General features: G+C 45.4%; 24 protein-coding genes and 1 pseudogene. 22 read left to right on the top strand and 3 right to left on the bottom strand.

The window, feature by feature from the left end:
• Positions 1-76: 76 nt before the first annotated feature.
• The 7 genes from LEP1GSC047_RS10435 (at position 77) to LEP1GSC047_RS10405 (ending at position 7,967) form a co-directional block, all read left to right on the top strand.
• Positions 77-1,375 carry a PilZ domain-containing protein gene (locus tag LEP1GSC047_RS10435; protein WP_010418341.1) on the top strand — a complete coding sequence of 433 codons (1,299 nt, stop codon included), beginning with the start codon at positions 77-79 and terminating at the stop codon, positions 1,373-1,375.
• Between the two features lie 50 nt (positions 1,376-1,425).
• On the top strand, positions 1,426-2,331 hold the full coding sequence (locus tag LEP1GSC047_RS10430; protein ID WP_052580704.1) for an RluA family pseudouridine synthase: 906 nt from the start codon (positions 1,426-1,428) through the stop codon (positions 2,329-2,331).
• Positions 2,328-3,788, top strand: coding sequence for a Na+/H+ antiporter NhaC family protein (locus LEP1GSC047_RS10425; RefSeq protein ID WP_010418346.1), 1,461 nt, complete (start codon positions 2,328-2,330; stop codon positions 3,786-3,788). Before LEP1GSC047_RS10430 ends, LEP1GSC047_RS10425 begins: the two co-directional genes overlap by 4 nt.
• A 109-nt stretch (positions 3,789-3,897) precedes the next feature.
• On the top strand, positions 3,898-5,895 hold the full coding sequence (locus tag LEP1GSC047_RS10420; RefSeq protein WP_010418349.1) for a plastocyanin/azurin family copper-binding protein: 1,998 nt from the start codon (positions 3,898-3,900) through the stop codon (positions 5,893-5,895).
• A 67-nt stretch (positions 5,896-5,962) separates the two neighbouring features.
• Positions 5,963-6,277: a PLDc N-terminal domain-containing protein gene (locus LEP1GSC047_RS10415; protein ID WP_010418352.1), complete on the top strand. Its 315-nt coding sequence runs from the start codon at positions 5,963-5,965 to the stop codon at positions 6,275-6,277.
• Between the two features lie 12 nt (positions 6,278-6,289).
• On the top strand, positions 6,290-7,315 hold the full coding sequence (locus tag LEP1GSC047_RS10410; RefSeq protein ID WP_010418355.1) for a multicopper oxidase domain-containing protein: 1,026 nt from the start codon (positions 6,290-6,292) through the stop codon (positions 7,313-7,315).
• 46 nt (positions 7,316-7,361) lie between these two features.
• The gene (locus LEP1GSC047_RS10405; RefSeq protein WP_010418358.1) at positions 7,362-7,967 is read left to right on the top strand and encodes an SCO family protein; all 606 of its coding nucleotides are present in this window, start codon (positions 7,362-7,364) and stop codon (positions 7,965-7,967) included.
• On the opposite strand, the pseudogene LEP1GSC047_RS10400 reads toward LEP1GSC047_RS10405, so the two are convergent.
• The 3 genes and pseudogenes from LEP1GSC047_RS10400 to LEP1GSC047_RS10390 form a co-directional block, all read right to left on the bottom strand.
• Positions 7,964-8,337 (bottom strand): annotated as a pseudogene (locus tag LEP1GSC047_RS10400) (DMT family protein). The gene LEP1GSC047_RS10405 and the pseudogene LEP1GSC047_RS10400 overlap by 4 nt on opposite strands.
• A gap of 152 nt (positions 8,338-8,489) precedes the next feature.
• Positions 8,490-8,900, bottom strand: a complete 411-nt coding sequence (locus LEP1GSC047_RS10395) for an Hsp20/alpha crystallin family protein (RefSeq protein WP_010418364.1) — start codon at positions 8,898-8,900, stop codon at positions 8,490-8,492.
• Between the two features lie 18 nt (positions 8,901-8,918).
• Positions 8,919-9,338 carry an Hsp20/alpha crystallin family protein gene (locus LEP1GSC047_RS10390; protein WP_010418367.1) on the bottom strand — a complete coding sequence of 140 codons (420 nt, stop codon included), beginning with the start codon at positions 9,336-9,338 and terminating at the stop codon, positions 8,919-8,921.
• A gap of 626 nt (positions 9,339-9,964) precedes the next feature.
• Here LEP1GSC047_RS10390 and LEP1GSC047_RS10385 point away from each other — a divergent pair.
• The 15 genes from LEP1GSC047_RS10385 (at position 9,965) to pseF (ending at position 25,521) form a co-directional block, all read left to right on the top strand.
• Entirely contained in the window at positions 9,965-10,306 is a 342-nt protein-coding gene (locus tag LEP1GSC047_RS10385; RefSeq protein WP_020988694.1) for a MarR family EPS-associated transcriptional regulator, read from the top strand.
• Between the two features lie 147 nt (positions 10,307-10,453).
• Positions 10,454-11,389 (top strand): GDP-L-fucose synthase family protein, encoded by a 936-nt coding sequence (locus LEP1GSC047_RS10380; RefSeq protein WP_010418372.1) that lies wholly within the window; start codon positions 10,454-10,456, stop codon positions 11,387-11,389.
• 17 nt (positions 11,390-11,406) lie between these two features.
• Positions 11,407-12,513, top strand: coding sequence for an NAD(P)/FAD-dependent oxidoreductase (locus tag LEP1GSC047_RS10375; RefSeq protein ID WP_020988641.1), 1,107 nt, complete (start codon positions 11,407-11,409; stop codon positions 12,511-12,513).
• A complete protein-coding gene (locus LEP1GSC047_RS10370; RefSeq protein WP_010418377.1) occupies positions 12,513-13,082 on the top strand; it encodes an SIS domain-containing protein in 570 nt (189 codons plus the stop codon). The genes LEP1GSC047_RS10375 and LEP1GSC047_RS10370 overlap by 1 nt, the downstream gene beginning before the upstream one ends.
• A complete protein-coding gene (locus LEP1GSC047_RS10365) occupies positions 13,082-14,068 on the top strand; it encodes an SDR family oxidoreductase (protein ID WP_010418380.1) in 987 nt (328 codons plus the stop codon). Before LEP1GSC047_RS10370 ends, LEP1GSC047_RS10365 begins: the two co-directional genes overlap by 1 nt.
• Before the next feature lie 7 nt (positions 14,069-14,075).
• Positions 14,076-14,855 carry a nucleotidyltransferase family protein gene (locus LEP1GSC047_RS10360; protein WP_020988679.1) on the top strand — a complete coding sequence of 260 codons (780 nt, stop codon included), beginning with the start codon at positions 14,076-14,078 and terminating at the stop codon, positions 14,853-14,855.
• Positions 14,852-16,378 carry a PfkB family carbohydrate kinase gene (locus tag LEP1GSC047_RS10355; protein ID WP_010418386.1) on the top strand — a complete coding sequence of 509 codons (1,527 nt, stop codon included), beginning with the start codon at positions 14,852-14,854 and terminating at the stop codon, positions 16,376-16,378. Before LEP1GSC047_RS10360 ends, LEP1GSC047_RS10355 begins: the two co-directional genes overlap by 4 nt.
• A 2-nt stretch (positions 16,379-16,380) precedes the next feature.
• The gene (locus LEP1GSC047_RS10350; RefSeq protein ID WP_010418388.1) at positions 16,381-17,373 is read left to right on the top strand and encodes an NAD-dependent epimerase/dehydratase family protein; all 993 of its coding nucleotides are present in this window, start codon (positions 16,381-16,383) and stop codon (positions 17,371-17,373) included.
• Positions 17,374-17,378: 5 nt separating this feature from the next.
• A complete protein-coding gene (locus tag LEP1GSC047_RS10345; protein ID WP_010418392.1) occupies positions 17,379-18,485 on the top strand; it encodes a DegT/DnrJ/EryC1/StrS family aminotransferase in 1,107 nt (368 codons plus the stop codon).
• Positions 18,482-19,594: a DegT/DnrJ/EryC1/StrS family aminotransferase gene (locus LEP1GSC047_RS10340; RefSeq protein WP_010418394.1), complete on the top strand. Its 1,113-nt coding sequence runs from the start codon at positions 18,482-18,484 to the stop codon at positions 19,592-19,594. Before LEP1GSC047_RS10345 ends, LEP1GSC047_RS10340 begins: the two co-directional genes overlap by 4 nt.
• Before the next feature lie 60 nt (positions 19,595-19,654).
• Positions 19,655-20,644, top strand: coding sequence for a thiamine pyrophosphate-dependent dehydrogenase E1 component subunit alpha (locus tag LEP1GSC047_RS10335; protein WP_010418397.1), 990 nt, complete (start codon positions 19,655-19,657; stop codon positions 20,642-20,644).
• 4 nt (positions 20,645-20,648) lie between these two features.
• Positions 20,649-21,707: an alpha-ketoacid dehydrogenase subunit beta gene (locus tag LEP1GSC047_RS10330; protein ID WP_010418400.1), complete on the top strand. Its 1,059-nt coding sequence runs from the start codon at positions 20,649-20,651 to the stop codon at positions 21,705-21,707.
• Between the two features lie 27 nt (positions 21,708-21,734).
• Positions 21,735-23,513 (top strand): ABC transporter ATP-binding protein, encoded by a 1,779-nt coding sequence (locus LEP1GSC047_RS10325; protein ID WP_010418403.1) that lies wholly within the window; start codon positions 21,735-21,737, stop codon positions 23,511-23,513.
• Positions 23,514-23,591: 78 nt separating this feature from the next.
• Positions 23,592-24,767: a UDP-4-amino-4,6-dideoxy-N-acetyl-beta-L-altrosamine transaminase gene (gene pseC, locus LEP1GSC047_RS10320; RefSeq protein WP_010418404.1), complete on the top strand. Its 1,176-nt coding sequence runs from the start codon at positions 23,592-23,594 to the stop codon at positions 24,765-24,767.
• Positions 24,768-24,825: 58 nt separating this feature from the next.
• On the top strand, positions 24,826-25,521 hold the full coding sequence (gene pseF / locus LEP1GSC047_RS10315; RefSeq protein WP_010418405.1) for a pseudaminic acid cytidylyltransferase: 696 nt from the start codon (positions 24,826-24,828) through the stop codon (positions 25,519-25,521).
• Positions 25,522-25,530: the final 9 nt, after the last annotated feature.

Genomic DNA, 25,530 nt, shown 5'->3' with positions numbered 1-25,530 from the left:
TCTTCCCATTGAGAAGGGGACCAGTAAATTCGTCCCTTAATTGTCGTCTGATTGCTAATTCTATCGGGGGAAAGCCTTGGATAAAACGGTAAAGGAAACCGATGCATTGGAGAAAATTCTCCAGACACTGTTTACACGCCTTCCCGTATCCGTAGATATTAAGGGGCGTTCCTATCCGGTAAAAATCGTGGGAATTAAGGATAATCTTTTTCTGCTCGTTTCCGTTCCCGGCAAACCGACTAACGACAAGATCCGGATCCTTTTTTTAACTCATAACTACCATTTTTTTCATGGAGTCTTTACGGTCGAAGCACGTAACGATACCAACGGTTTTGAATTGCTTAGAATCCAGGCTGTAAAAGTATCCGAGGCTAAGAGGGCTCAAGGAAGGGTCGAATTTGAAAATGCAAATAGCGAACCGATCCTCATTTATAATCTCATCAACCAGCAGCACTTAAGAAAATCGTTAGGCTTCGTGGATAAGTCTGTGGATGCGATTATCCAGAGACACGCCAAACGAATCAAAGATAGCTATTACGATTCGCTGGTGTATTTTTCGGATCGGATGGATAACCGTCTCAGGATCATGTATAATTTCGAGCAGTCCATTTTTATAATCAATCGTTATAATAGAGATTCCGGAGGAGCCAATTTCGTTCCGATGGAAGAATACCTGAAGCTGATCTCTATTAATAAAATCGAATCCCGTTTTGTTTCGGAAATTTGCGTATTGATACGATACAAAAATTATACACCGCTGGGGTACATTCAGGTGCTTTCGGAAACGCCGATGAATACGGAAGATTATAATAAGATCACCCTTTTCTCGGCTGCGATTTCCAGGGATGTGATTAGCTCGGGCTTTTTCCAAGAGTCGAAAGAAAAATGCCAAGTGGAGGACATCAGCAGAAATGGACTCGGTTTTTTTCACCAGCAATCCATCTTCTTTTCCCGAAGTTTTGCCGTCGGTGAAACTTTACTATTCGATTTGCAATTGAATCGAGAGCTCAAGGGAACGTTTCGAGCGGTGATTCGAAATATCGCGAACACGGATAAACTTTTTCGGGTCGGTTGTCAGTTCTTCAATTTAAACGCGAGAGAAGAGGAAATCTTAAATCAATTCGTGGATTCCAAGCTTGGAAAGGACGGCGGCAAACAAGCCCCGAGTTCGGAGGAAAAGGATACGGAGGACGAATCGGCTAGCCGCAGGAAGTCTGCTCGAGAGGAGGTTTCGGCTGACGAGGACTCTTTTGACGAAAAAACGATCGGAACCGGTTCCGAATCGATGGCTACGGAAATCCCACATTCCGACCCGGACGGTTCCGTCTATGAGGAGATTCCCGAAATGGGATTCGATTCCGGAGAGAAGATCTGAATCAAACTGCGCTTCGCACTCGAGTGGGAAAGGAAGAGGCAGGCGAACGATTGGATCTCTTTCTTGCAAAACGATTTACGTATCTTTCTCGGTCCAGCTGGAAAAAACATTTGTCCGACGGAAAAATAAGTCTGGATGGGAAACCTTGCAAGGCATCGCATATTTTAAGAGAAGGAGAAGAAGTCGAGTATCTTCCTTCCGATTTTCCGGAGCCTAGCGTGGATACTCGCTTTTCTCTCCTTTACGAGGAAGAACGTTTTTTTGCCGTCACTAAATCCGGAGATCTGCCGGTTCATGCGGCGGGACGGTATCGAAAGAATAATCTGGTGGATATCCTGGAATCGGACGGAAGGTTCGGAAGACCGTACCTAGTAAATCGCCTGGATCGGGAAACTTCCGGAATCGTTCTTTTCGGTAAGGATTCGGAAACCGCGTCTCGTTTAGCTTCTTTCTTTTCGACCAGGTCGGTGCATAAGATATATATTAGTCTGGTTTGGGGGGATTTTCCGAAACGACTGACCGCTTCGGGCTGGTTAGGTCCCGATACCGAATCTAAAATTCGAAAAAAAAGGGCATTCTATGATTCGGCAGATCCTAGGATTCCACAAATACCGAGCGAAGACTGGGAGACGAGTAGCACGGACTTTCGATCGCTCGGCGGAGGTTTTTTAGACGGAAAACGATTTTCCCGCATTCTTTGCTTTCCAAAAACGGGCAGAAATCATCAAATTCGAGCGACTCTCTATTCTCTCGGATTCCCGTTACTCGGAGATAAGCTCTACGGAGTCGACGAAACGGTGTTTTTGGATTTTATAGAGGGTAAGCAACCGAATTTGATGGATCGACTCGGTAGAGAGAGACAAGCCTTGCATGCAATATCCTTAAAGTTTCCGCATCCCTATCTTAAAAAGCGGATCGATATTTTCTCTCCAATCCCCGAGGATATGCTGGTATGAATCGAGAGGGGCCAGGACTCGTAATCTCCTTACTTCCGTTCGCTTTTTTAGTTTTGTCCTTAGCGGGGGCCGGATTCGTTTTCGGTCGCGGCATTGCGGAAGGACCCGCACAGATTCTTTTGTTCAGCGCGGCGGCGCTCTCTGCGGGAATTTCTAGATTGAGAGGAATTTCCTGGGAACGACTTGAAGAAACCGTACTAGATTCCATGCGAAACGTCCTTCAGCCGATTTTAATTCTACTATTGATCGGGGCCTTAATCGGAATATGGATTCGGTCCGGAATCGTTCCAGGGTTAATCGTTTGGGGCTTGGAACTGCTTCGTCCTTCCGTCTTTTTACCGTCGGCATTGGTACTTTCTTCGGTCGTTTCCTTGGCGACAGGAAGTTCCTGGTCGACAGCCGGTACGGTCGGCGTTGCTTTGGTCGGAGTCGGGGCAGCGCTAGGAATTCCCTTAGGAATGGTAGCCGGTGCTATCGTTTCGGGTGCTTACTTCGGGGATAAGCTTTCCCCTTCTTCCGAAACTACGAATCTGGCCTCTTCCATTACCGGGGTTTCTCTAATATCACATATTCGTAATATGTCCAGGACGACGGTCCCGCTTTTTCTATTCTGTTTGGTTGCGTTTACCTTGCTAGGACTCGGGCTAAGCCTTGGAGTAGGGGAAACTTCGGTCGCAGTTCAGCCGGTGGTAAGTGCATTACGCTCGGGCTGGGCTATCGGTTGGTATCTTCTCATTCCGCCTTTCTTGACGTTTTTTATGATTTACCTCCGAGTTTCTGCAGTTCCGGCTTTATTCATAGGAATCCTTTCCGGTGCGGTCTTGGCTCTCTTTACCCAAGCCGATCTGTACGGACAGCAAGGCGATTGGAAAGTTGCGGTATCCACCTCCTTCCAAAAAATTCTATTAGCCGCGTCGGAAGGTACGAAGGTAAAAACGGGACAATCCGTCGTAGACGATTTACTTTCCCGAGGAGGAATGTCTTCCATGCTCTCCACCGTCTGGTTGATTTTATCGGCTATGTTTTACGCCGGAACGATGGAGGGCGGTGGAATGACTAAAACGATAGCCGATTTCATCTTAAAAAGGGTGAAGACGAACGGCTCGTTGTTTTCGAGCACGGTCTTCACTTGCATCGGAGTCAATTTACTTTGTGCAGACCAATATTTAGCGATCGTTGTACCCGGAAAAATGTTCCATGATGCGTATTTGAGGAGAGGGATCGATTCTAGAAACCTGTCGCGAGTCCTGGAAGATTCGGGAACGATGACTTCCGCCTTAGTTCCCTGGAATTCTTGCGGTTCTTTTATGGCTGCTGCATTGGGAGTGCCGACACTCGTATACCTCCCGTATGCGTTTTTGAATTTACTTTCGCCCGTTCTTTCCTTATTAACTGGTTGGTGGCGCTTTGGTTGGGCAGGAAAGATTCCTCCCGACGAAACGATCTCAAATTCTTAATGATAACAATTGGTTGAAAATAAACTTTTTAAAAAGTGATTGTGTCAGTAAGGTTTCAATATAATTATTGCAGAAGGTGAGCAAAAGCTCATAAATAAGAGGAGTTCCGATGTCGATTCACAAGAAACACGTCAGGTTGCTTCCCTGGCTAGGACTATTAGTCTCTGGGATTCTGCTAGGAGGAGTTATTTCTTCCTGTAGCAAGGACGGGGGGTCGGAAGGTTTCGCACATATAGTGATGGTGGATAATGCCTTCTCACCGCCAATGCAAAGAATCCCGATCGGCGGGATGGTCGAATTTGTGAATACCGGCGCCAATCCTCACAACGCGATCGCCGTGGATCGATCCTGGTCCACGGAAAAGGCGTACGGTAATTTAGTCATGCCCAGGGGGGCGAAGGTGAGGGTTACGTTTCCTAAGGAGGGAGTGTTTCCTTATTTTTGTTCCTTTCATGCTTCTCCGGACGGTAAGCAAGGAATGGTGGGGGATATTGTAGTCGGCAACATCCCATTCAATCCGGCGGCTAAGGTGGGAAAATCCTGGAAGTCCGTCGAAACTTTTTCGGGTGTAACTCGTAAAGTTCCGCAAGTTTATCCTACGATTCAAAACGCAGTCGATGCGGCCGCTCCGGGTGATCTTGTATTGATAGACGAAGGAGTCTATTACGAGGAGGTAGTCGTAACTACGCCTTCGATTACTCTCCGCGGGACGGATCGAAATAAGGTCATCCTGGACGGACAATTCCAGCGCGGGAATGGAGTGATCGTAGTAGGAGCGAACGGAGTCGCAATTGAAAATATGACCGCTCGGAACGCCACTCTGAACGGCTTTTTTTGGACGGGAGTCAAAGGTTATCGGGGTTCTTATTTGACCGCTTATAATAACGGAGATTACGGACTCTATGCGTTCGATTCAAGTAACGGAGTACTGGAGCATTCGTATGCTTCCGGATCTCCCGATTCGGGAATTTACGTCGGACAGTGTTATCCTTGTCGCGCGATTTTGTACGATTTAATTTCGGAAAACAGCGCGTTGGGATATTCCGGTACGAATGCAGGAGGAGATTTATATATCATAAGCTCCATCTGGAGAAATAATATCGTCGGGTTGGCGCCTAATTCTCTCGATCGGGAGTTACTCCCTCCGGAACGGGAAACTACGATCCTAAACAATTTAATTTATGATAATAATAATCTTAGCGCTCCCTATAAGGCTTTGGAATATCCCTCGTACGGAACCGGAGTCCTGATAGCGGGAGGACTTAGGAACGTAATTAAGAATAATATAATTATCGGCCACGATAATTTCGGAGTCGCGATTCTTCCCAATCTGGACGAGAATCTCTGGCTTTCCCATTCCAATATCGTGGAAGACAACGTGGTTCATTCTTCGGGATTGGGAGACTTGAGTCTGAACGGACCGATCAGCATAGGAAACTGTTTTTCCGGGAATAAATTTCAAACTTCCATTCCGCCTTTACTGGAAAAAATCTCCTCCTGCGGCGGTGGGATACGGGTTCCGGCCGGCGGGGAATTATTACCGACTTATAATATTCTTTCCCTTATGGTCGACGCAACATTGGGTCGTTTCAAAAGCGGGGATTGGAAAAGCCAACCGGTTCCTCCTCTCCAGAAAAATATTCCGGGAGGAATCGGAGCGCCGGTAAAACCAGCGATTCATCCGTACGAGGATTTCGGATTGGATTTGAAGAAGGTCGCTCTTCCGGAGGAGTCCAAGAAAATACTCGCAGAACGGAAACCGAAATTCGGAGACGTTCTAGGAAGTTTGTCCTTGCCTAGGCCTCTGGATCTTCAAGTATTACTTTTCCGTTGGTTCGGTTATATTCTTCCGATGCTACTATACGTTTGTTTGACCAGTTTGAGCACGGCTGATCTGATCTATTTGCATCCCGGAAAACCGAACCGATTCGGATGGCTTGCCTTTATCGCCTTTGTACCGTATATCGGCGGCGGCTCCTATCTTTTATTCGGTAAGAGCGAAATTCCCCAATGGCTGAGGCATACTCTACTGGGAACCGGTTTCGGCTTTTGTATCGGTTTCTTCGTAATTTTGGCGGGAATCATAGTCGGCAGCGTTGGCGGTTGATCCCGGAAAATAACGACGCTTTTTTGATATATAACGATTTTATATTTTATTGCATTAGGAGATTTTTATGAATACGAATGAAATTTTTGATCCCGGTTTTTTTACGCTTCTATTTAATTTTTACGGTTATTATCTTCCGTACATACTTTTCGCGTTATGGGCTTCCTTGGCTCTCGTGGATTTAGCCAAGAGGGAGGATGTCACTCCTAAACAAGGAAGTCTCTGGACTGCCGCGATCGTGGTAGTTCCGCTTTTGGGTGCCGCCGCGTATCATATCTTCGGCGGATCTAAGATACCGGATTGGGCCAAGAAATCTCTTGTCTACGGAGGAGGAGGACTGCTGATTTTAGTGATCCTTGTCTCCTCGTTGGCAAAATTTTAATAGAGGTCGAGAATGGATCGTAAGGAATTCCTGCGCTGGTTAGGGCTCGGAGGAGCCGGTCTTGCAGCAGGATCGGGATTTGCAAGAATAGGTTCCGAAAAAAAAGACGATCCTGCCTTCTGTAAAACAACTCCCACTTCCATCAATTCAAGCGTCACCTCCGTCCGGCTTCCCGGAGCTGTCGGAGGCAACTCCTACGGTAGCATGGTTCATCCTCCTATGTTTACCGATTCCGGTTTTTTGGATCGAATGGAATTACATAAATCGGTATCGGAGGCTCCCTCGGGTAAGTCCTTTAAAACGGAGATCAATATTATAGAAACTCCGTTGACGGTCGCGCATAATACGATCGTAAATGCTTGGACCTTCGACGGTATCGTTCCAGGACGAGTTCTTAGGGCCAAGGAAGGCCAAAGAATGGAAATTCTTTTTCGCAATCAATCCGCTCATCCGCATTCCATTCATTTTCATGGAACCCATGATCCTCAAGAAGACGGATGGGAACCGGTAATCCCGGGCGGAGACCGGCTTTATAAAATCCAGGCCGGACCTATAGGATTTCATCCGTATCATTGTCATGTTCCTCCGTTGGCGAGTCATATGTCTAAGGGATTGTACGGCGGATTTATCGTGGATCCGCCGGGAGGCCGACCGCCTGCACTTGAATACATGCTGATTCTTTCCGGTTGGGATTTGAATGAAAGGGGAAGGAATGATATTTATTCTTGGAACGGCATGGCGGGATTTTATGATCGCTTTCCGATCAAGGTCCCGGTCGGAAAAAAAGTCCGATTGTACATCGCGAATATGACCGAGTTCGATCCCATAGCTTCCTTTCATCTCCATTCTCAGACGTTTGACGTTTTTAGAACCGGAACAAAACTGACTCCGGACGAACATACCGACGTAGTTACCCTCGGACAGACGGAAAGAGTGATTGTGGAATTTACCTTAACGAAGCGGGGGAGGTACATGTTTCATCCTCACCAGACTTATATGGCGGATAGGGGCGCAATGGGATGGATCGTCGCGGTATGAATCTTACGGCAGTCCGGTTTTAAAGTTATTAGGTATATTAGGATATATGAATTTACGAAAGATCATCATCGGTTTTATCGTCGTTTTTGCCGGAGTCATAATCGGATTGGCTCCTCGATTTTTTAATAGAAAACAGGGTTTTGCGTCCGAGTCGCCGATTGCCGAATGGAAAACGATTTCTCTCAAGGATACGGAAGGGAAGGTAACCTCGCTTTCCGGATTAAAAGGGGATATATTCGTAGTTTATTTCGGATTCTCGCATTGTCCGGATATGTGTCCTCTGGCTATCGAAGAGATCGGTTCGGCGCTAAAGGGATTAAAAGATTCCTCCGGCAGAGTTAGGCCGGTTTTTATTTCGGTCGATCCGGAGAGAGATTCTCCGGAAGTTTTGAAAAAGTATGTTTCGACCTTTCCGGGAAATTCGCTGGTGGCTCTAACCGGTTCCAAAAAGGATATCGATTCATTGCAGTTAGGATTCGGAGTAATTTCAAAAAAAGTAATTCTTCCCGCTAAAGAATCAGGATACGGAGTGGATCATACTTTGTTAATCTACCTAGTCGATAAAAAGGGAAATATTTTGGCTGCGTTCCCGACGGGAACGAATCCGGAAGACCTGACGAAAGAAATTGCGGCCTGGATGGATAAGGTTTAACGCGTTTGCCGGATTGCGGCCGATACGGACTTTCTGTAGAAATAACGGCTCGCCGACGATTTAATATAAGTCTCTTTTTTTTTATCGTAGAATGCGAATGCCACCGCTAATAGAATTAACTAACAGCAGGATTCCATTTCATCTCTTCCTTTAAAATCAAACTCGCAAATCCGATAAAGACGGTTATCGTGATGATTTCCTGCAAGATCTTTAGCCGGAAGCCGCTGAATCCTTCCTCCGAGAAGCCGATTCTATTGGCAGGCACCATAAGGATGTATTCGAAGAGTGTGATTTCCCAGGACAGCAGGGTCGTTTTCCAAAGCGGTAATTCGCTGAAGAATTTCAGATGACCATACCATGCAAACGTCATGAAAAGGTTGGATAGGGAAAGAAGAGATAATGTCTTCGTAAGTCCATAGAATTCGAGCCGATCGAAGATGGCAAAAAAATCCCGGAGTGGATCCCCGGGCAAATCGGTTTGAACAGAGCGTGGTCCGTTCGATTCAGGTGAAGAAGTTCGGTCTAGTTTGTTTTAACCTCAATTTTTTTAATCGACGGCTTCCGGCGAGGAAGAGTGACTTTCAAAATTCCGTTGGAAAGTACCGCGGAAATTTTCTCCTCGTCTAACGGTTCCGAAATCGCGAAACTTCGACGGTAGTCTCCCGTTCTATATTCGGAATAACGCAAATTGCCATCGGTTTCTATAAGGGAAGTTTTGCCGACGATCTTGAGTTCATCTTTCTCCAAGCTAATCTCAAGATCGCTTTCCTTTACGCCAGGCAGATCCAGCACTAGGAGATATTTTTCTTCGTCCGAATAAACGTCGGTTGCAGGCGTGTAGACCGGTTTGCGATCGGTTTCCTTCTTTTCGTTATCCGATTTATTTTGATCGGTCGTAGTTTCTTGATTTTTAGTAAGTTCTTCAATGCTCATTTTTATATTTCCTCCTATTTAGGCTTGGGTTTCGATTTTGATTCTTCTCGGCTTTTCACTCTCTTGGACCGGAAGCGCTAGAGTAAGAACTCCATCCTTGACAGTGGCCTGTACTTTCTCGGAATCGACGGCGACCGGTAATTCGAGAGCCCGTTTGAATTTTCCTCGAGATCGTTCCAATCTACGAGGTTTAGTTCCCGATTCTTGAGCAGGGTCTTTGATTTCTCCGTGGATCGTAAGCAAATTATGAGCTACGGTAATTTCCAAATCTTCGGGACTTAAACCCGGGACTTCGGCAGTAACGATGATCCGATCTTCGTTGGAATAGACATTTACTGCGGGAAATGCGCGACCACCTTCCCATACGGGATCAAATAGGTTATGAATTCGGTTTTGCATTCTGCGCATTTGATGGAAAAGGTCGACTTGGTGTCTCATTTCTAAACTCTCCTGTTTATTAGCATTTATATATATAGAGTGCCAATTTTTAAAAAAGTTTCAACTTTTTTTTATAAAATTTAGCACTCGTGATTAAATAGTGCTATTCTTTGGGACAGAAGGCTGAGGACAGAACATCGATGAGCGGAGATTCCCTGTTCTAGCGAAAGATTCCTGTGTTATATTAGATTCTAACACCTCTACCACAGCTGCCTTTCTAACTTCGAGCAGCTACTGTCTTCAGTCTTCTGTCCTCTGTCTTCTGCAGAGGACAGAACATTGATAAACGAAATTTCCACGTTCTAGAGAAAGATTCTTGTGTTATAATGGATCTTTCCTCTGCTTCTGTAACTTTTCCAACACCATGCAGCTTCTGTCTAGCATGAGCAAAGCGAATGCATCTGTCTTCTGAGCTCTGTCCTCCGCTTGTCCATCCTCTGCTCGTCCGTTCAAATCTTGAACAAAATTCTTGACACTCGCCTTTTATCCAATTTACTGGACTCGATTTAAATGGAATGGGACCCAAGGGGCGAAGCTACGTCCAGGGGACTTATTCCGAAGAATCGTCATTCTTCCTTCCGGTTTTCCCGGGGCTTCGCCAGAAACGTTCCCGTTTTGCAAATCCAATGACCGACGAACTCAGGCATAAAATTTTAAAACTGATCGAAGATCGTCCGGACTTTAACCAAAGAGATTTGGCTAGTGCGCTCGGGATTAGCTTAGGTAAGACTAATTACTGTCTTAAGGCGCTCCTGGAGAAAGGTTGGATCAAGGCGAAGAATTTTAAGAATAGTAAGAATAAGCTGGCCTATGCTTATATTCTTACCCCTTCCGGACTTGAGGAGAAAATCAAGTTAACTCTGACTTATTATTCTATTAAGAAAAGAGAATATGAAGAGCTAAGGGAAGAGTTGGAAAAATTGGGAATTCGGGAAGACGGGATGTCCGAAGAGCCTGGATCAGTATAGCCATTTATGCGCAATATAATCAATCTTATGAGGTTTATTTTTTGCAGGTGAATTTGTCTTGCCGGATAGGGTCGAAAAAAGCGATCTATGATCGCTTTGGAAAACTCCGGAAACCCCTTGAGGAAAATATTAGAAGGTTCTAATCTAATGGAAAAAGACGCTCGAATATTTATAGCCGGAATTTACGGGATGGTGGGATCCGCTATCGATAGAGTGCTGCGTGAAGAAGGTTTTAAGAACGTAATTGGGCACAGTTCGGAAGAATTGAATTTGCTTCGTCAAGAAGACGTAGAGAGATTTTTCAAAGAATACAGACCGGATTACGTTTTTATCGCCGCCGCGCGAGTCGGAGGGATTTACGCAAATGATACGTATCCGGCCGATTTTATATACAATAATTTACAAATTCAGAATAATCTAATTCATTCCTCTTATATATATCGCGTTAAGAAGCTCCTTTTTTTGGGATCTTCTTGCATTTATCCGAAATACGCGGAACAGCCGATCAAGGAAAGTTCTTTGCTAACAGGCTTGTTGGAACCGACTAATGAAGCTTATGCAATAGCTAAAATCGCCGGTTTAAAAATGTGCGAATTTTATAATAAGCAATTTCACACTCAATTTATTTCCGCTATGCCGACGAACCTCTACGGTATCGGAGATAATTATAATGCAATGAATTCGCACGTTCTTCCGGCCCTGATTCGACGCTTTCATGAAGCAAAAGTATCGAATAGCAAGCAAGTCGTAATGTGGGGAACGGGAAAACCTTTGCGAGAGTTTTTGTTCGTCGATGACTTGGCGGATGCTTGCGTGTTCTTGATGAAAAATTATTTATCGAACGAGACCATCAATGTAGGGAGTGGTTGCGAAGTAAGCATTCGTGAATTGGCCGAGATTGTAAAAGAGGCGGTCGGTTATCAGGGGGAAATTACATTGGATTCGACGAAACCTGATGGAACTCCGCGCAAACTTTTGGATTCGAGCCGGTTGAGGGAATTGGGTTGGAAGCCTAAAACGGACCTGAATGAAGGTATAAGGTTAGCATATTCGGATTTCGTAAACGGTAATGTTCGAAAATGATTAGGATTCGGTGATATTTGGCTGATATTGAGTATGTGGTTTTTGGCGCAGGTGTAATCGGATTGGCTTGCGGCAAAGAACTGGCGGCAAGAAAGAAGAATTTTTTTGTTCTGGAAAAAGAGAGTCAGTTCGGTACTGGGATCAGTTCTCGGAATAGCGAGGTAATCCACTCAGGGATCTACTATGGAGCTAATTCCTTAAAGACCAAATTATGTATCGAAGGTAGAAAGCTTCTTTACTATTATTGTAAAGAAAGGGGTGTCCCTTTCAAAAAAACGGGAAAATTGATCGTTGCTGTCGAGTCGGATGAGATTCCGAAACTGAAGTCCCTCTATACCAATGGGAAACAAAACGGGATCAATGAACTGTTCTTGTGGAACGAGGAGGAAATAAGACGAGCAGAACCGGATATCAGTGCAGTGGCCGCCATTTATTCTCCCGAAACAGGAATTGTCGAAACGAAAGATTTGATGAGCTCCTATCTAGCCGATCTAAACGGGGAATACGGAACTTTAATTTGTAATAAAAGCCCGGTTTTTCTGGAGCATATTCAGGGTTACTGGAAAATACTTTTAAATGACGGCACCGAATTTACCACTAAAAAGGTGATAAACTCTTGCGGATTAGGCGCTTATGATTTCTTGGGAAAAATCCATGATTTCCCAAGAGAAGCGCTTCCAGCCTTTCAGATGGCGAAAGGTCATTATTTTTCCTTAACAGGTGCGAATATCGCAGTCTCGCATCTGATTTATCCACTACCTCAAATCGGCGGACTTGGAGTGCATCTAACGCTGGACTTAGCGGGGGGCGTACGTTTCGGGCCCGACGTTGAATGGGTCACGGAAGAGAATTATGCAGTACCGGAGATTTTAAGATTGAAATTTTACGATTCCGTAAAGAGGTATCTCCCGCAAATTCATGCGGATCAGCTGCAGCCGAGCTATGCGGGTATTCGACCTAAGTTGCATGGACCTAAGGAAAAATTTGCGGATTTTCTTATACAGACGGAAAAAGAGCACGGCATGCCCGGGCTTGTGAACCTCCTCGGAATCGAATCGCCCGGAATTACATCTTCTCTTGCGATCGCGAACTTGGTTTTAAACTCTTTGGAAGGCGAAAGTTGATGAAGGATATGATTTTGAGCTACACTTCCCGATTAGGGAAAGTGTTCACTCCGGAGAATATCTCCGCGATAGAAATGCTTGCGGAGACTCTATGGGACGCTTGGAAAACCAAAAAAACGGTTTATATTTGCGGAAACGGGGGAAGTGCGGGAAATGCTATTCATCTCGCCAATGATTTCAATTACGGGATTGATAAGGGACGAGGGATTGGACTTCGTATAGAAGCTCTACCGGCAAACTCCTCCGTCATTACATGTATCGCTAACGATGAAGGTTACGAGTTTATCTTTTCGCAACAGCTCGAAGTCAAGGCTAACGAGAAGGATATACTGATCGTTTTATCGGGAAGTGGGAACTCCCCCAATATTCTCAAGGCCTTGGAAATTGGAAACCGTTTAGCGATGAAAACGTTTGCCGTTCTCGGATACACGGGAGGCAAGGCCAAGTCAATAGCCCAGTATCCAATCCATTTTGAGATCGATGACATGCAAATTTCCGAGGATTTGCAACTGATCGTCGGGCATATATTGATGCAGTGGATGTACAAAAAAGGTCAGGAATCTAAATGATGAAAGCAGTCGTTACGGGAGGAGCCGGTTTTATCGGTAGCCATCTAGTAGACGTTTTATTGAAAAATAATTTTGAGGTCGTGGTTCTGGACAATTTCAGTACAGGACGATCGTTCAATCTAGAACACGTAAAAAACCATATCGATTTATTCGAGTGCGATTTATCCGTGCAAGGGGATTGGATCTTTAAATTTAAGAACGTCGATTGCGTTTTTCACTTGGCGGCGCTCGCGGATATCGTTCCGAGCATCCAAAATCCGGAAGGGTATTTTCAATCCAATGTAGTCGGGACGCTCAATGTTTTACAAGCCAGCAGGCATCATGGGGTTAAAAGATTCGTTTATGCAGCTTCTTCTTCCTGCTATGGCATTCCGGAAAATTATCCGACACCGGAGACGGCTTCGATTCTGCCGCAGTATCCCTATGCTTTGACGAAAAGAATGGGGGAGGAATTGGTCATGCATTGGGCTCAGGTTTATAAATTTCCGGCTTTGTCCTTACGATTTTTCAACGTGTACGGTCCAAGATCTAGGACTTCAGGCACCTACGGAGCGGTATTCGGAGTCTTTCTCGCGCAAAAACTGGCTAACAAACCTTATACGATCGTGGGAGACGGAAACCAAACACGGGATTTTACCTATGTTACCGATGTGGCCGAGGCGGTTTTTGCCGCAGCTAAGAGCGATAAAGTTTCGGAAATTTACAATGTCGGAAGCGGCGCGACTGTTTCCATCAATCGGATCGTGGAGTTATTAGGTGGAGAGTCGATTCATATCCCGAAACGACCGGGGGAACCTGATTCCACATATGCAGATATTTCCAAAATTCGAAAGGAACTGAATTGGAACCCTATGGTTTCTATCGAACAAGGAGTGGCCGAGCTTATTAAGAATATCGACTATTGGAGGGAGGCTCCTGTCTGGACGCCGGATAAAATAGAAAAAGCGACCTCCGATTGGTTTAAATACTTAGGTGACACAAAGTAATCGCGACATGATTGGCGCCTTAGTGTTGGCAGCGGGCCTGGGTACCAGGCTGAGACCTTATACGGATGAATGGCCCAAATGTTTGATGCCGATTTCCGGTAAGCCCCTTTTGGAAATTTGGTTGGATCAGATCTTCGCACTCGGGATCAGGGACGTATTAGTAAACGTTCATTATCTAAAGGAGAAAGTATTCGAATTTTTAGATAGACCGAAATTTCAAGGCAGGGTCCAAGCGGTGTTCGAGCCTGTTCTTTTAGGGACTGCAGGCACGCTTCTTCAGAACTACAAATTTTTCAAAGGTAAGACGACTCTATTGGTTCACGGTGATAATCTCTGTGCATGCGATTTTAGGGATTTCATAGATTATCATCTGTTTAAGCGACCGTCCGGAACGTTGATGACGATGATGACGTTTCGGACTGATACTCCGCGAACTTGCGGAATTGTGGAGCTTGACGAACTGAACATAGTGAGAAATTTTTATGAAAAAATACCAGACCCGCCTGGCAATTTAGCAAACGCCGCCATCTATCTTATTAGTCCCGAGCTTCTCGAGTGGTTACACGCCAGGCCGGAGATTCACGACTTCAGTAATCAGGTATTGCCTAAGTTTCTAGGGAAGATAGCGACGTGGGAAAATAAGGGCATCATGAGGGATATAGGCAATCAAGAGTCCTTGATGCGAGCGCAGGGTCAAATCCAATTTCCGAACGAGGACGATCCGGACGAATGGTTATCCAGCTTCCGAACTAGTTCGATCTTCAAATTAATAAATTCCAGATCATGACCTCCAACTCTCAAAAAATACGATTGATAGGCGATCTTGCTCAACTGAACGATCATGGGACGGACCAACCATTCGTTCTCTGCTACGGACATTTTAACGTGATCCATCCCGGACATATTCGTTTTTTGCAATATGCAAAAAGTCTGTCAAAGGGACTGAAGGTCGCGGTTCTGGGCGACGACAACCTAGAAGCGAAACGTAATAAATATTTTCGGCAAATGGAGAGAGCCGAAGGAGTTGCTTCCCTACATTTTGTGGATTCGGTTTTCGTATTAGACAAGATATCCTTGAATCAATTGATATCCAGAACCAAACCTTCCATACTCGTTCTCGGAAAAGAATTCGAGGGTTCGCAGCGGCAGGATATTCGCGAGGCGATCGCCGAAATTCAAGAACAGGGTGGGCAGGTCGTCTTTCATGCGGGCGAAATTCACTATGCTAGTTCGGAGCTTCTTCATGGAAGCCAGTCGGAAATCGAGACCGAGCGAAGACATTTATTCCTGCAATCCTGCAAAAGGCAGGGAGTGAGTTCTGATGGCTTGCTTTCTCGCATCGCGAATTTTTCCGGTTCTAAAATACTCGTCATCGGAGATACAATCGTAGACCAATACGTTGCCTGCGATGCGATCGGGATGAGTGCGGAAGCACCGGTTTTGGTCGTTAGGGAATTGGAGACAAAGGAATTTGTAGGAGGCGCCGGTGTCGTTGCGGCCCACGTGAATGCGTTAGGTGCGGAATGTTCCTTTTTATCCGTTGTAGGAGAGGACCCGAATGCGGATCTGGTCCGTCGCGATCTCGAAGGGAACGGTATCGGGGTTCACTTGATTCGAGACTCTACTCGTCCGACTACTTTCAAAATTCGTTATATGGTTGAAAACCAGAAGCTGTTCAGGGTTAGTCGCTTGAAGGAGCATTCTCTATCTAAAAATATCGAGGATCAATTCCTGGAAAAACTTCGGCTGATTGCCCCCGACTTCGACGGAATTTTAATTTGTGATTTCGTCTACGGCGTAGTTACTCCGAGAATACTTTCGGAAATCCAATCGATAGCTAGGGAAAAAGGAATCTTTCTTTTCGGGGATCTGCAATGTAGTAGTCAGGTCGGTAATGTGGCCAAGTTCGAGGATTTTCATTTAATCTGCCCAACGGAAAGGGAAGCGAGGATTGCCCTAAGCGATCACGAAGCCGGTTTAGAATGGATTGCCAATACTTTGTTGGAACGTACTCGTTCAAAGAACTTGCTCGTTAAGCTGGGGGCTGAAGGTTTTATCGCATATTCGAACGATTCGCCAGGGCATTTTAGAAAAAAGGAACATTTCCCGGCCCTTATTTCGAATCCGGTGGATGTTGCCGGAGCCGGCGATTCCCTATTCGCGGCGATGGCGGTTAGTATTTGTTCCGGTGCCAACCTGATGGAAGCGTCCGCGATCGGAGCCTGCGTGGCGGCTTTGGCCGTTCAGACAATCGGAAATATCCCCGTTTCCAGACAGAAATTAGAAAACTTTATTAAGAATTTGGAGTAAACATGTCTCAAGAGATCAAGAGTATTTATATTACCGGTGGTGCCGGCTACGTAGGAGCAGTCCTGGTCCCACGTTTACTCGAAGAAGGTTACGGGGTAACCGTTCTCGACCTAATGCTATACGGGGAAGAGGTTCTAAAAGATCATCCGAATTTGAAGAAGATCGAAGGCGATATTCGGGACAGAGCGATTCTGGAACGGAGTATTCCGGGGCATGATGCCGTTATTCATCTAGCTTGTATTTCGAATGACCCTAGCTTTGAGCTGAATCCTGATTTGGGAAAATCTATTAATTTGGATGCATTTCGTCCATTAGTGGAAATCAGCAAAAAAAGCGGAGCTAAAAGATTCATATATGCTTCTTCATCTTCGGTCTACGGAATCAAAGAAGTTCAGAATGTTACCGAAGATTTCGAGTTAGAACCTCTTACCGATTATTCCAAGTTCAAAGCCGATTGCGAGAAAATACTGGCAGAATACCAATCCGATGATTTTACAACCGTTACGATACGTCCTGCGACGGTTTGCGGTTATTCTCCGCGTCAGAGGCTGGATGTGGTGGTGAATATTCTCACGAACCTAGCCTATCATAAACGAGAAATTAGTGTGTTCGGAGGTTCTCAGCTACGTCCGAACATTCATATCGCGGACATGGTCGAGGCGTATCTTGTTTTATTAAAAGCTCCCAAGGAAAAAATTGCCGGGGACGTATTTAATGCCGGGTACCAGAACCATACGGTTTTGGAAATCGCTACGATGGTTAAAGAGGCGGTCGGAGATGACGTGAAGTTGATTACTACGCCTACTAATGATAATAGGTCCTACCATGTCTCCTCGGAAAAATTTTTTAAGGTTCTCGGCTTTAGAGCGAATCATTCCATAAAGGAGGCGGTAGAAGACTTAAAGAAAGCCTTTGACGCTAATCTTCTTCCGGATTCCCTCACGAATGAGAGATATTTCAATATCAAAAGAATGCAATCGGTCAAGTTAAGGTAAAAATGATGCAGGTAAGATATTCTTATTTAAGCCAACAATTCGCGAATTGCGACGATCTCTGGGATGATCTGAAGAAATTCGTAATCACAGGTGATTTTACGTTGGGTAAACCTCTCGTCGAATTTGAACGGAAGTTTGCCGAGTTGATCGAGACAAAACACGCGATCGGTGTGAATTCCGGAACGGATGCCATTAAACTTTCATTAAAGGCTTTGGGGATCGGCCACGGAGACGAGGTGATCACGACTGCAAATACGTTCGTGGCGACCGTAGGCGCCATTGCCGAATTAGGTGCGATTCCCGTATTCGTGGATTGCGACGATACGTTTTGTATGAACGTCGAGTTATTGGAAAAAGCCATAACGAAAAAGACGAAGGCGATCCTGCCCGTGCATTTTACCGGATATATGACCGATATGCGGAAGCTTCTTCCGATCGCTCAAAAGTACGGCCTGCCGATCGTTGAGGACGCCTGTCAGTCCATCTTAGGCGCTATTGACGGAAAAAAGGCGGGAACTTGGGGTAATTCCGGCGCTTTCTCTCTTCATCCATTAAAGAATTTGAATGTATGGTCTGACGGAGGAGTGATAACGACTAACGACGACGCGTTAGCCGAGCATCTGCGATTGCTGAGAAACCATGGTCTCATCAATAGAGATCAAGTGGAAATCTTAGGCTGCAATTCCAGATTGGATACGATTCAGGCCGTAGTCGGTAATTGGTTGATACCGAACGCGGTGGAAATTTCGGATAAGAGAATAGAAAATGCGAATTATTACGATAAAAACCTTTCCTTGATTCCCCAAATCAAGCTTCCGCCTCGCCCGGAAGGCTTCAGAATAGTTTATCACTTGTACATCGTATTTGCCGAAAAGAGAGACGAGCTTCTGGATTATTGCGTCAAAAAGGGGATCGAAGCGAAGATTCATTACCCGATCCCAATCTATCGCCAGAGAGCTTTGGCAAAATACGGCTATAAGGAAGGCGACTTCCCGATAACTGATGGACATACCAAGAAGATCATCACTTTCCCCTGTGATCAGCATCTTGCGAAAGAAGAAATGGATTATGTTATAGAAACCGTTAAGGAATTTTACGTTTCTTTAAAATGACAACGAAGAATAAAGTCCATTACGTGAACCTTTCCTTGCAATGGGAAAGAGAGAAGCTGGAATTGTTGCCTGTAATCGAATCGATACTAAGCTCCGGAAATTATATCGGAGGAAATCAGGTCGAGAAGTTCGAAGAAGCCGCCGCGAAGCTATGCGGAGTAAAATACGCCGTTGCCCTCAACAGCGGGACGGATGCGTTAATGTGCGGTTTGGCTGCGCTGGGAGTAAGGCCGGGGGATGAAGTCATTACTCCTCCTAATTCGTTTATCGCTTCCACAGCGGCCATAGTGCATCTAAAGGCAGTTCCCGTTTTTGTAGACGTATGCGAGGACCAAAACATAGACCCGCAAAAGATAGAAAAAGCAATCACCAAAAAAACCAAGGCGATCATGCCCGTTCATTTAACGGGAAGGGTTGCTTCGATGGGAGAAATCCTTCGAGTTTCCGAAAAATATTCAATTCCTGTGATAGAGGACGCTGCCCAATCGATAGGCTCTAAATGGAGCGATAGAATGAGTGGATCCTTCGGGGCGGTCGGATGTTTTTCCACCCATCCTCTTAAGAACCTGAATGCTTGCGGAGACGGCGGCTTTTTGACTACGAACGACGAGAAGGTCTTTCAAAACGTAAGTCGTTACAGGAATCACGGTTTGGTTGATCGCAACACGGTAGAATTCTTCGGACTGGTTTCCAGAATGGACGCGTTGCAAGCCGGCATTCTGAACTATCGAATTTCCAAATTACAGGAATTGATTAGGCTTAGACGGGAGAACGCGGAATTATATAAAAAACTATTGGATAAAAATTTCGTATTCATTCCCGCGGATAAGCCGGAAGAGTTTAACACGTTTCATACGTTTGTGATTCAAGTGGAGAGGAGGGACGAGCTGAAGAATTATCTGGCAGATTTGGGAGTGGAGACTTCGATCCATTATCCGATTCCAATTCATTTGCAACCCGCCAGCAAGAATTTGGGATATAAAACCGGCGATTTTCCAGTAGTCGAAACGCAATCCCGGAGGATTTTGACTTTGCCCATCCATCAGTATCTAAAACGGGAAGAAATAGAATTCGTTGCGGAAAGTGTGAATCGGTTTTATAGAAGATGAGGGTATCGACTCTCTTCAGATGAATTTAATTAAAGTATTATATTTCGATGTGGTTGTTTTATGACTGTTAAGGTTAGTGCGGATATTTCTTCGAAATCCGTGTTGAAGGATTTATACGTATCGGCGCTACGTATCAGGCTGACAGAAGAGGAAATATCAAAAAGATATAGCCAAAATAAGATGAGATGTCCTACCCATCTTAGCATCGGGCAGGAAGGTGTGGCTGCGGCCGTCGGTCTAGTATTGGGCAAGGAAGATTTTGCGGTTAGCACGCATCGTGCTCACGCTCACTATCTCGGCAAAGGCGGCGATTTGAAGGCAATGATCGCCGAAATCTACGGAAAGAAGACCGGTTGTAGCGGCGGGCACGGAGGCTCCATGCACTTGAGTGATCTTTCTTGCGGTTTTATCGGATCCACTTCCATTGTCGGAAATAGCATCCCTGTGGGTGTCGGACTCGGTTTGTCTATACAATTGAATCGGACGAACCAAGTGAGTTGCGTTTTTTTTGGGGACGGTTCCGTGGAAGAAGGCGCGTTTTATGAAGCAGCTAATTTCGCCGCCGTTCGAAAATTGCCCGTGTTGTTTATCTGCGAAAATAATTTCTTTTCCGTATATTCTCCGCTTTCGGTTCGACAGCCTTCTGAAAGAAAAATCCACGAATTGGTGAAGGCGATCGGGGTAAATAGCGATGTAGGGGACGGTAATGATACTCTCGGCGTTTATCATTCTGTTTCGAAAACAGTCGCCGATATGCGAAACGGTAGCGGCCCGTTCTTTTGGGAATTTTATACCTATCGCCATTTCGAACATTGCGGGCCTAATTTGGATGATAACCTCGGCTATCGACCTGTGAAAGAAGTGAAGGCTTGGCTGGATAGGGATCCTGTCTTGAAATTACAAGAGGACCTCCTCGCTTCCGGTACGGAAATGAACGAATTGAAGGAGATTAAGATTCTGGTCTCCAAAGAAATCGATGAAGCATTCGATTTCGCTGAAAATTCCGAATTTCCCAACATGGCGGAATCGTACAGGTCGGAGTATAAATAAATCGATGAAAAGAAATATACCCTTTGCCAAGGCGATAAACGAAGCGATTCACCTTGCGATGGAAAAAAACAACTCTGTCATTTGTTTCGGATTAGGAGCGAACGATCCCAAACGAATCTTCGGTACGACAGAAGGACTCGTAGAAAAATTCGGTGAAGAAAGGGTTTTCGACATGCCCACTTCCGAAAACGGGATGACGGGTGTCGGTGTCGGGGCCTCCCTCAACGGGATCCGTCCGATAATGATCCACCAACGCTTGGATTTTTTTCTTTATGCTATGGATCAGGTAGTGAATTCCGCCGCAAAATGGTACTTCATGTTCGGTCAAAAAAAATCCGCTCCGATTACGATCCGACTTATAATTGGGCACGGATGGGGTCAAGGCCCCACGCATTCCCAAAACCTTCAATCCTGGTTCGCCCACATTCCGGGACTCAAGGTTGTCATGCCGACTAGCGCCGACGATGCTAAAGGGTTGCTATTATCGTCCGTTTTCGACGAAAATCCGGTCATATTTCTGGAACATCGATGGCTGCATAACGTGGAGAGTGAGGTCCCCGAAGGTTATTATCAGACTCCGATCGGAAAGGCACGGATCGTTAGGGAAGGGAAGGATATTACGATAGTTTCATATTCCTATATGACTCTCGAAGCGACTCATGCCGCTAAAGTTTTGGAAAAATATGGCGTATCTTGCGAGATCGTGGATTTAAGAACGATTCGACCTCTGGATTGGGAAACGGTTTTTACCTCGGTGGAGAAGACGGGCAAATTATTAGCTCTCGATTCTTCCTCCCCATTCTCGTCGATAGCCAGCGAGGTCGTCTCGAGGGTTTGCCTGGATAAATTCGATAAATTAAAATCCCCTCCACTTCGTTTAACCCAACCTGATTTTGCATCCCCGTCCAGCTTTGGATTGACCAAGTATTATTATCGCGGAGCCAAGGAGATCGCGGCCGAGATCGCAAAATCGTTTGGAATCGAGATTCATAGCGAGGTTTTGGAATCGTTGGAGAAAAAGCCTCATGATGTTCCGGGAGACTGGTTCAAGGGGCCGTTCTGAACGAGTTTCTTCGCCCTAGTTCGTTAAATGAAATTTAATAAAATAGATGAGATCCCGCTAGTTCGACTTTGGGGACATTTGGCCCCCAGGAGGCATAGACAATTCGTTTTACTTCTGTTCATGATCGTTATTACTTCGTTTACGGAGATTTTAAGCATCGGAGCAATCCTGCCTTTTTTGGCGGTTTTGACGACGCCTGAAAAGGTATTTTCTCTAACGGAAATACGACCTTTTATCGAATTCTGGAACTTTACATCACCAAACCAATTGCTTTTACCGTTAACTTTCGCATTTGCCGGAGCGGCACTCGTTGCGGGAGCCATGCGATTGCTGTTACTTTGGCTTAGCACGAAGCTTTCCTTTGCGACCGGGGCGGATCTGAGTATCGAAATTTATAAGAAGACTTTAAATCAACCGTATAGTGTTCATGTTTCTAGAAACAGCAGCGAAATCGTTACGGGAATCGTCTCGAAGGCAAACAGTGTATCCGGTGGAATCATTCAGCAGGTTTTAATCCTGTTGAGTTCCGCTTTTATTTTAATAGCGATTCTCTTAGCCTCCATTGCGATCACTCCCGTACTGGCGATTTCGACTTCCTTAATATTCGGTATTTTGTATGTAAGCGTCGCCTATACGTTCAAAAGGCGGCTACTTTCTAACGGAAAAGTGATCGCCGACGAACAGACCATCGTTATGAAATCGCTACAGGAAGGCTTAGGCGGAATTCGAGATGTTCTAATCGACGGTACACAGTCCGTGTATTGCGAAGCATACCGAAGATCCGATCGCCGTTTTCGTATTGCTCAGGGAAACAACGCATTTATGGGCGGAAGCCCGAGATACACGATAGAAGCTCTCGCGATGGCGTTGATGGCATTTTTTGCTTATAGTCTTACGTTCGGGGAGGGCGGATTTTCCACCGTCATTCCTACTTTGGGAGCACTTGCGTTGGGCGCGCAGAGAATGCTTCCGGCATTGCAGCAGGCTTTTCAATCTTGGGCTAATCTTCAGAGTACGGAAGCCATCTTGGTGGACGTATTAAAGTTGTTGGATCAAAAAATACCGGAGGCTCAGAATTACGAGAATTCTCCGCCTCTACCCTTTACTGAGGCGATTAAAGGAAACGATTTATATTTTCAATATACTCCCGATGGTCCCTTCGTTTTGAAAGGAATCGATTTCATTGTTAAAAAAGGGACTCGTGTCGGATTTATCGGCACGACCGGCAGCGGCAAAAGCACCCTACTGGATATAGTGATGGGACTATTGGAGCCCACTAGCGGTACATTGACTGTCGACGGTGAGACTGTCCGATACGATACGGTTCGCGCTTGGCAAAAAAACATCTCTCACGTTCCGCAAAGCATTTATCTTTCCGATTCCACCATCATCGAGAACATAGCGTTCGGAATTCCACCGGAACAGATAGATCGACAAAAAGCCTTACGGGCCGCCAAGCAAGCTCAGATATCTTCTCATATCGAGAGCTTAAAGGACGCTTATGATACGATCGTCGGAGAAAGAGGGGTTCGACTGTCCGGCGGCCAGAGGCAAAGAATCGGCATTGCTAGAGCACTTTATAAAGAAGCCTCCGTCATCGTTTTCGACGAGGCAACCAGCGCCCTTGATAACGAGACAGAAAAGGCGGTCATGGATGCCATCGAAGGATTAGGAAAGGAACTGACCATCATCATGATTGCGCATCGAATTTCCACCGTAAGCAAGTGCGATAATATATTCGAGATGAAAGAAGGTCGTATCATTCGTGAAGGTCGTTACGACGAATTGTTCGCGAGTAAGGTTTAATTTACTAAGCGAAAACTTTTGGCGCTCACGGTCAACGAATCGAAGTAATTCAATCAAATAAACGGAAGGCTAGATGAGATGATTATCCCCTACGGAAAACAAAATATCTCCCAAGACGACATCGATTCGGTAGTCGCCGTTTTAAAATCGGATTTTTTAACGCAGGGGCCGATGGTTCCCAAGTTCGAACAAGGGGTTTCTAGTATCTGTGCCGCAAAACATGCCCTTGCGGTTAATAGTGCCACTTCCGCCCTTCATTTGGCTTGCTTGGCGTTGGGCGTTAGTGCGGGGGACCGGGTCTGGACAAGCCCCATAACGTTTGTCGCCAGTGCAAATTGCGCACTTTACTGCGGAGCTTCGGTAGATTTCGTCGATATAGATCCTCTAACCTACAATATGAGCGCGGATAAACTCGGCGAGAAACTGAAAATTTCCGAAAAGGATGGCTCGCTCCCTAAGGTCGTGATACCGGTCCATTTTGCCGGCCAACCCTGCGAAATGGACAAGATACATCAACTTTCCATTAAGTACGGATTTAAAATTATCGAAGATGCTTCTCACTCGATAGGCGGGAAATACAGGGGAGAACCGATCGGAAATTGTAAATACAGCGATATAACCGTGTTCAGCTTCCACCCCGTCAAGATCATCACGACGGGCGAAGGCGGAATGGCGTTGACAAACGATTCGGAGTTATTCGCTAAGATGTATCGACTAAGAAGTCACGGAATCACTAGGGACCCCTCGGAAATGACTCACGCTCCCGACGGACCTTGGTATTATCAGCAGATCGACTTGGGATATAACTATAGATTGACCGATATCCAGGCAGCGCTAGGAGTGAGTCAGTTGGTCAGGCTGAAAGAATTCGTCGAAATCAGACATTCTATCGCGGATAGATACGACGCGCTACTCGCTAATAAACCTGTTATCATTCCTTATCGTCGAGAAGACAGCTATTCAGGAATGCATTTATACGTTATTCGTTTGAAATTGCAGGAAATTGAATATACTCATGCTCAGATTTTCGAGCGTTTCCGAAGTTCCGGTATATTAGTAAATCTTCATTATATTCCCGTCTACAGGCAGCCTTATTTTGAAAGGATGGGTTTCGATAGGAATGATTTTCCCGAATCGGAAGCATATTATAAGGAAGCGATCAGCATACCGATCTTCCCCGGGCTGACGGAACAACAGCAGCATGAGATCGTAAAAATTCTGATGACTCCGATTGGACATCAAACCTTATTTTGATTTTCCCATTTTAAACCGGTTCAAAATATTTCCGACGAATTTAAAGAACAAGTAACGAATGGCGAACGTAGCAATCATAACCGCGAGAGGAGGGTCGAAACGCATTCCGAAGAAGAACATAAAGGAGTTCCACGGAAGACCGATCATTTCTTACCCGATCGAGGCCGCTAAAAAAAGCGGCTTATTTGAGGATGTAATTGTTTCCACAGATGACGAGGAAATCGCCGATGTTTCTAAAAAATTTGGAGCATCGATTCCGTTTTCGAGAAGCGCGAAGAATTCGGACGATTACGCGGGGACGACCGACGTTTTGTTGGAAGTTTTAAGTCATCCTAAAATTGCTGAGCGGCGCTTTCGATATGCATGCTGCATCTATCCTACGGCATCAATGTTGGATACCGAACAATTGACCAAGGCTTGGAGCTTATTGAACAGCGGCGATTTGGATACCGTTTTTCCTATCGTAAAATACGGATATCCGATCCAAAGATCGCTACGAATGGATTCTAATTCTTTGATTACGATGAATTTTCCCGAAAATTTAAACAAGCGTTCACAGGATCTGACTCCTTCGTATCATGATGCGGGACAATTCTATTTCTTTAATGTAGAGCGTTTTCTCTCTAGTCAAAAACTTTGGACCGAAAGAAGCGCCGGCCTCCTGCTGAAAGAAATGGAGGTCCAGGACATCGATACGATCGAGGATTGGGAAATCGCCGAATTCAAGTACGGATTGAAGAAAAGGTTCGGATAGATTTTTAAG

The organism is Leptospira inadai serovar Lyme str. 10 (assembly GCF_000243675.2).
Classification (GTDB): domain Bacteria; phylum Spirochaetota; class Leptospiria; order Leptospirales; family Leptospiraceae; genus Leptospira_B; species Leptospira_B inadai.
The sequence above is the reverse complement of the archived record's forward strand: the minus strand, read 5'-3'. Positions and strand labels throughout refer to the sequence as shown.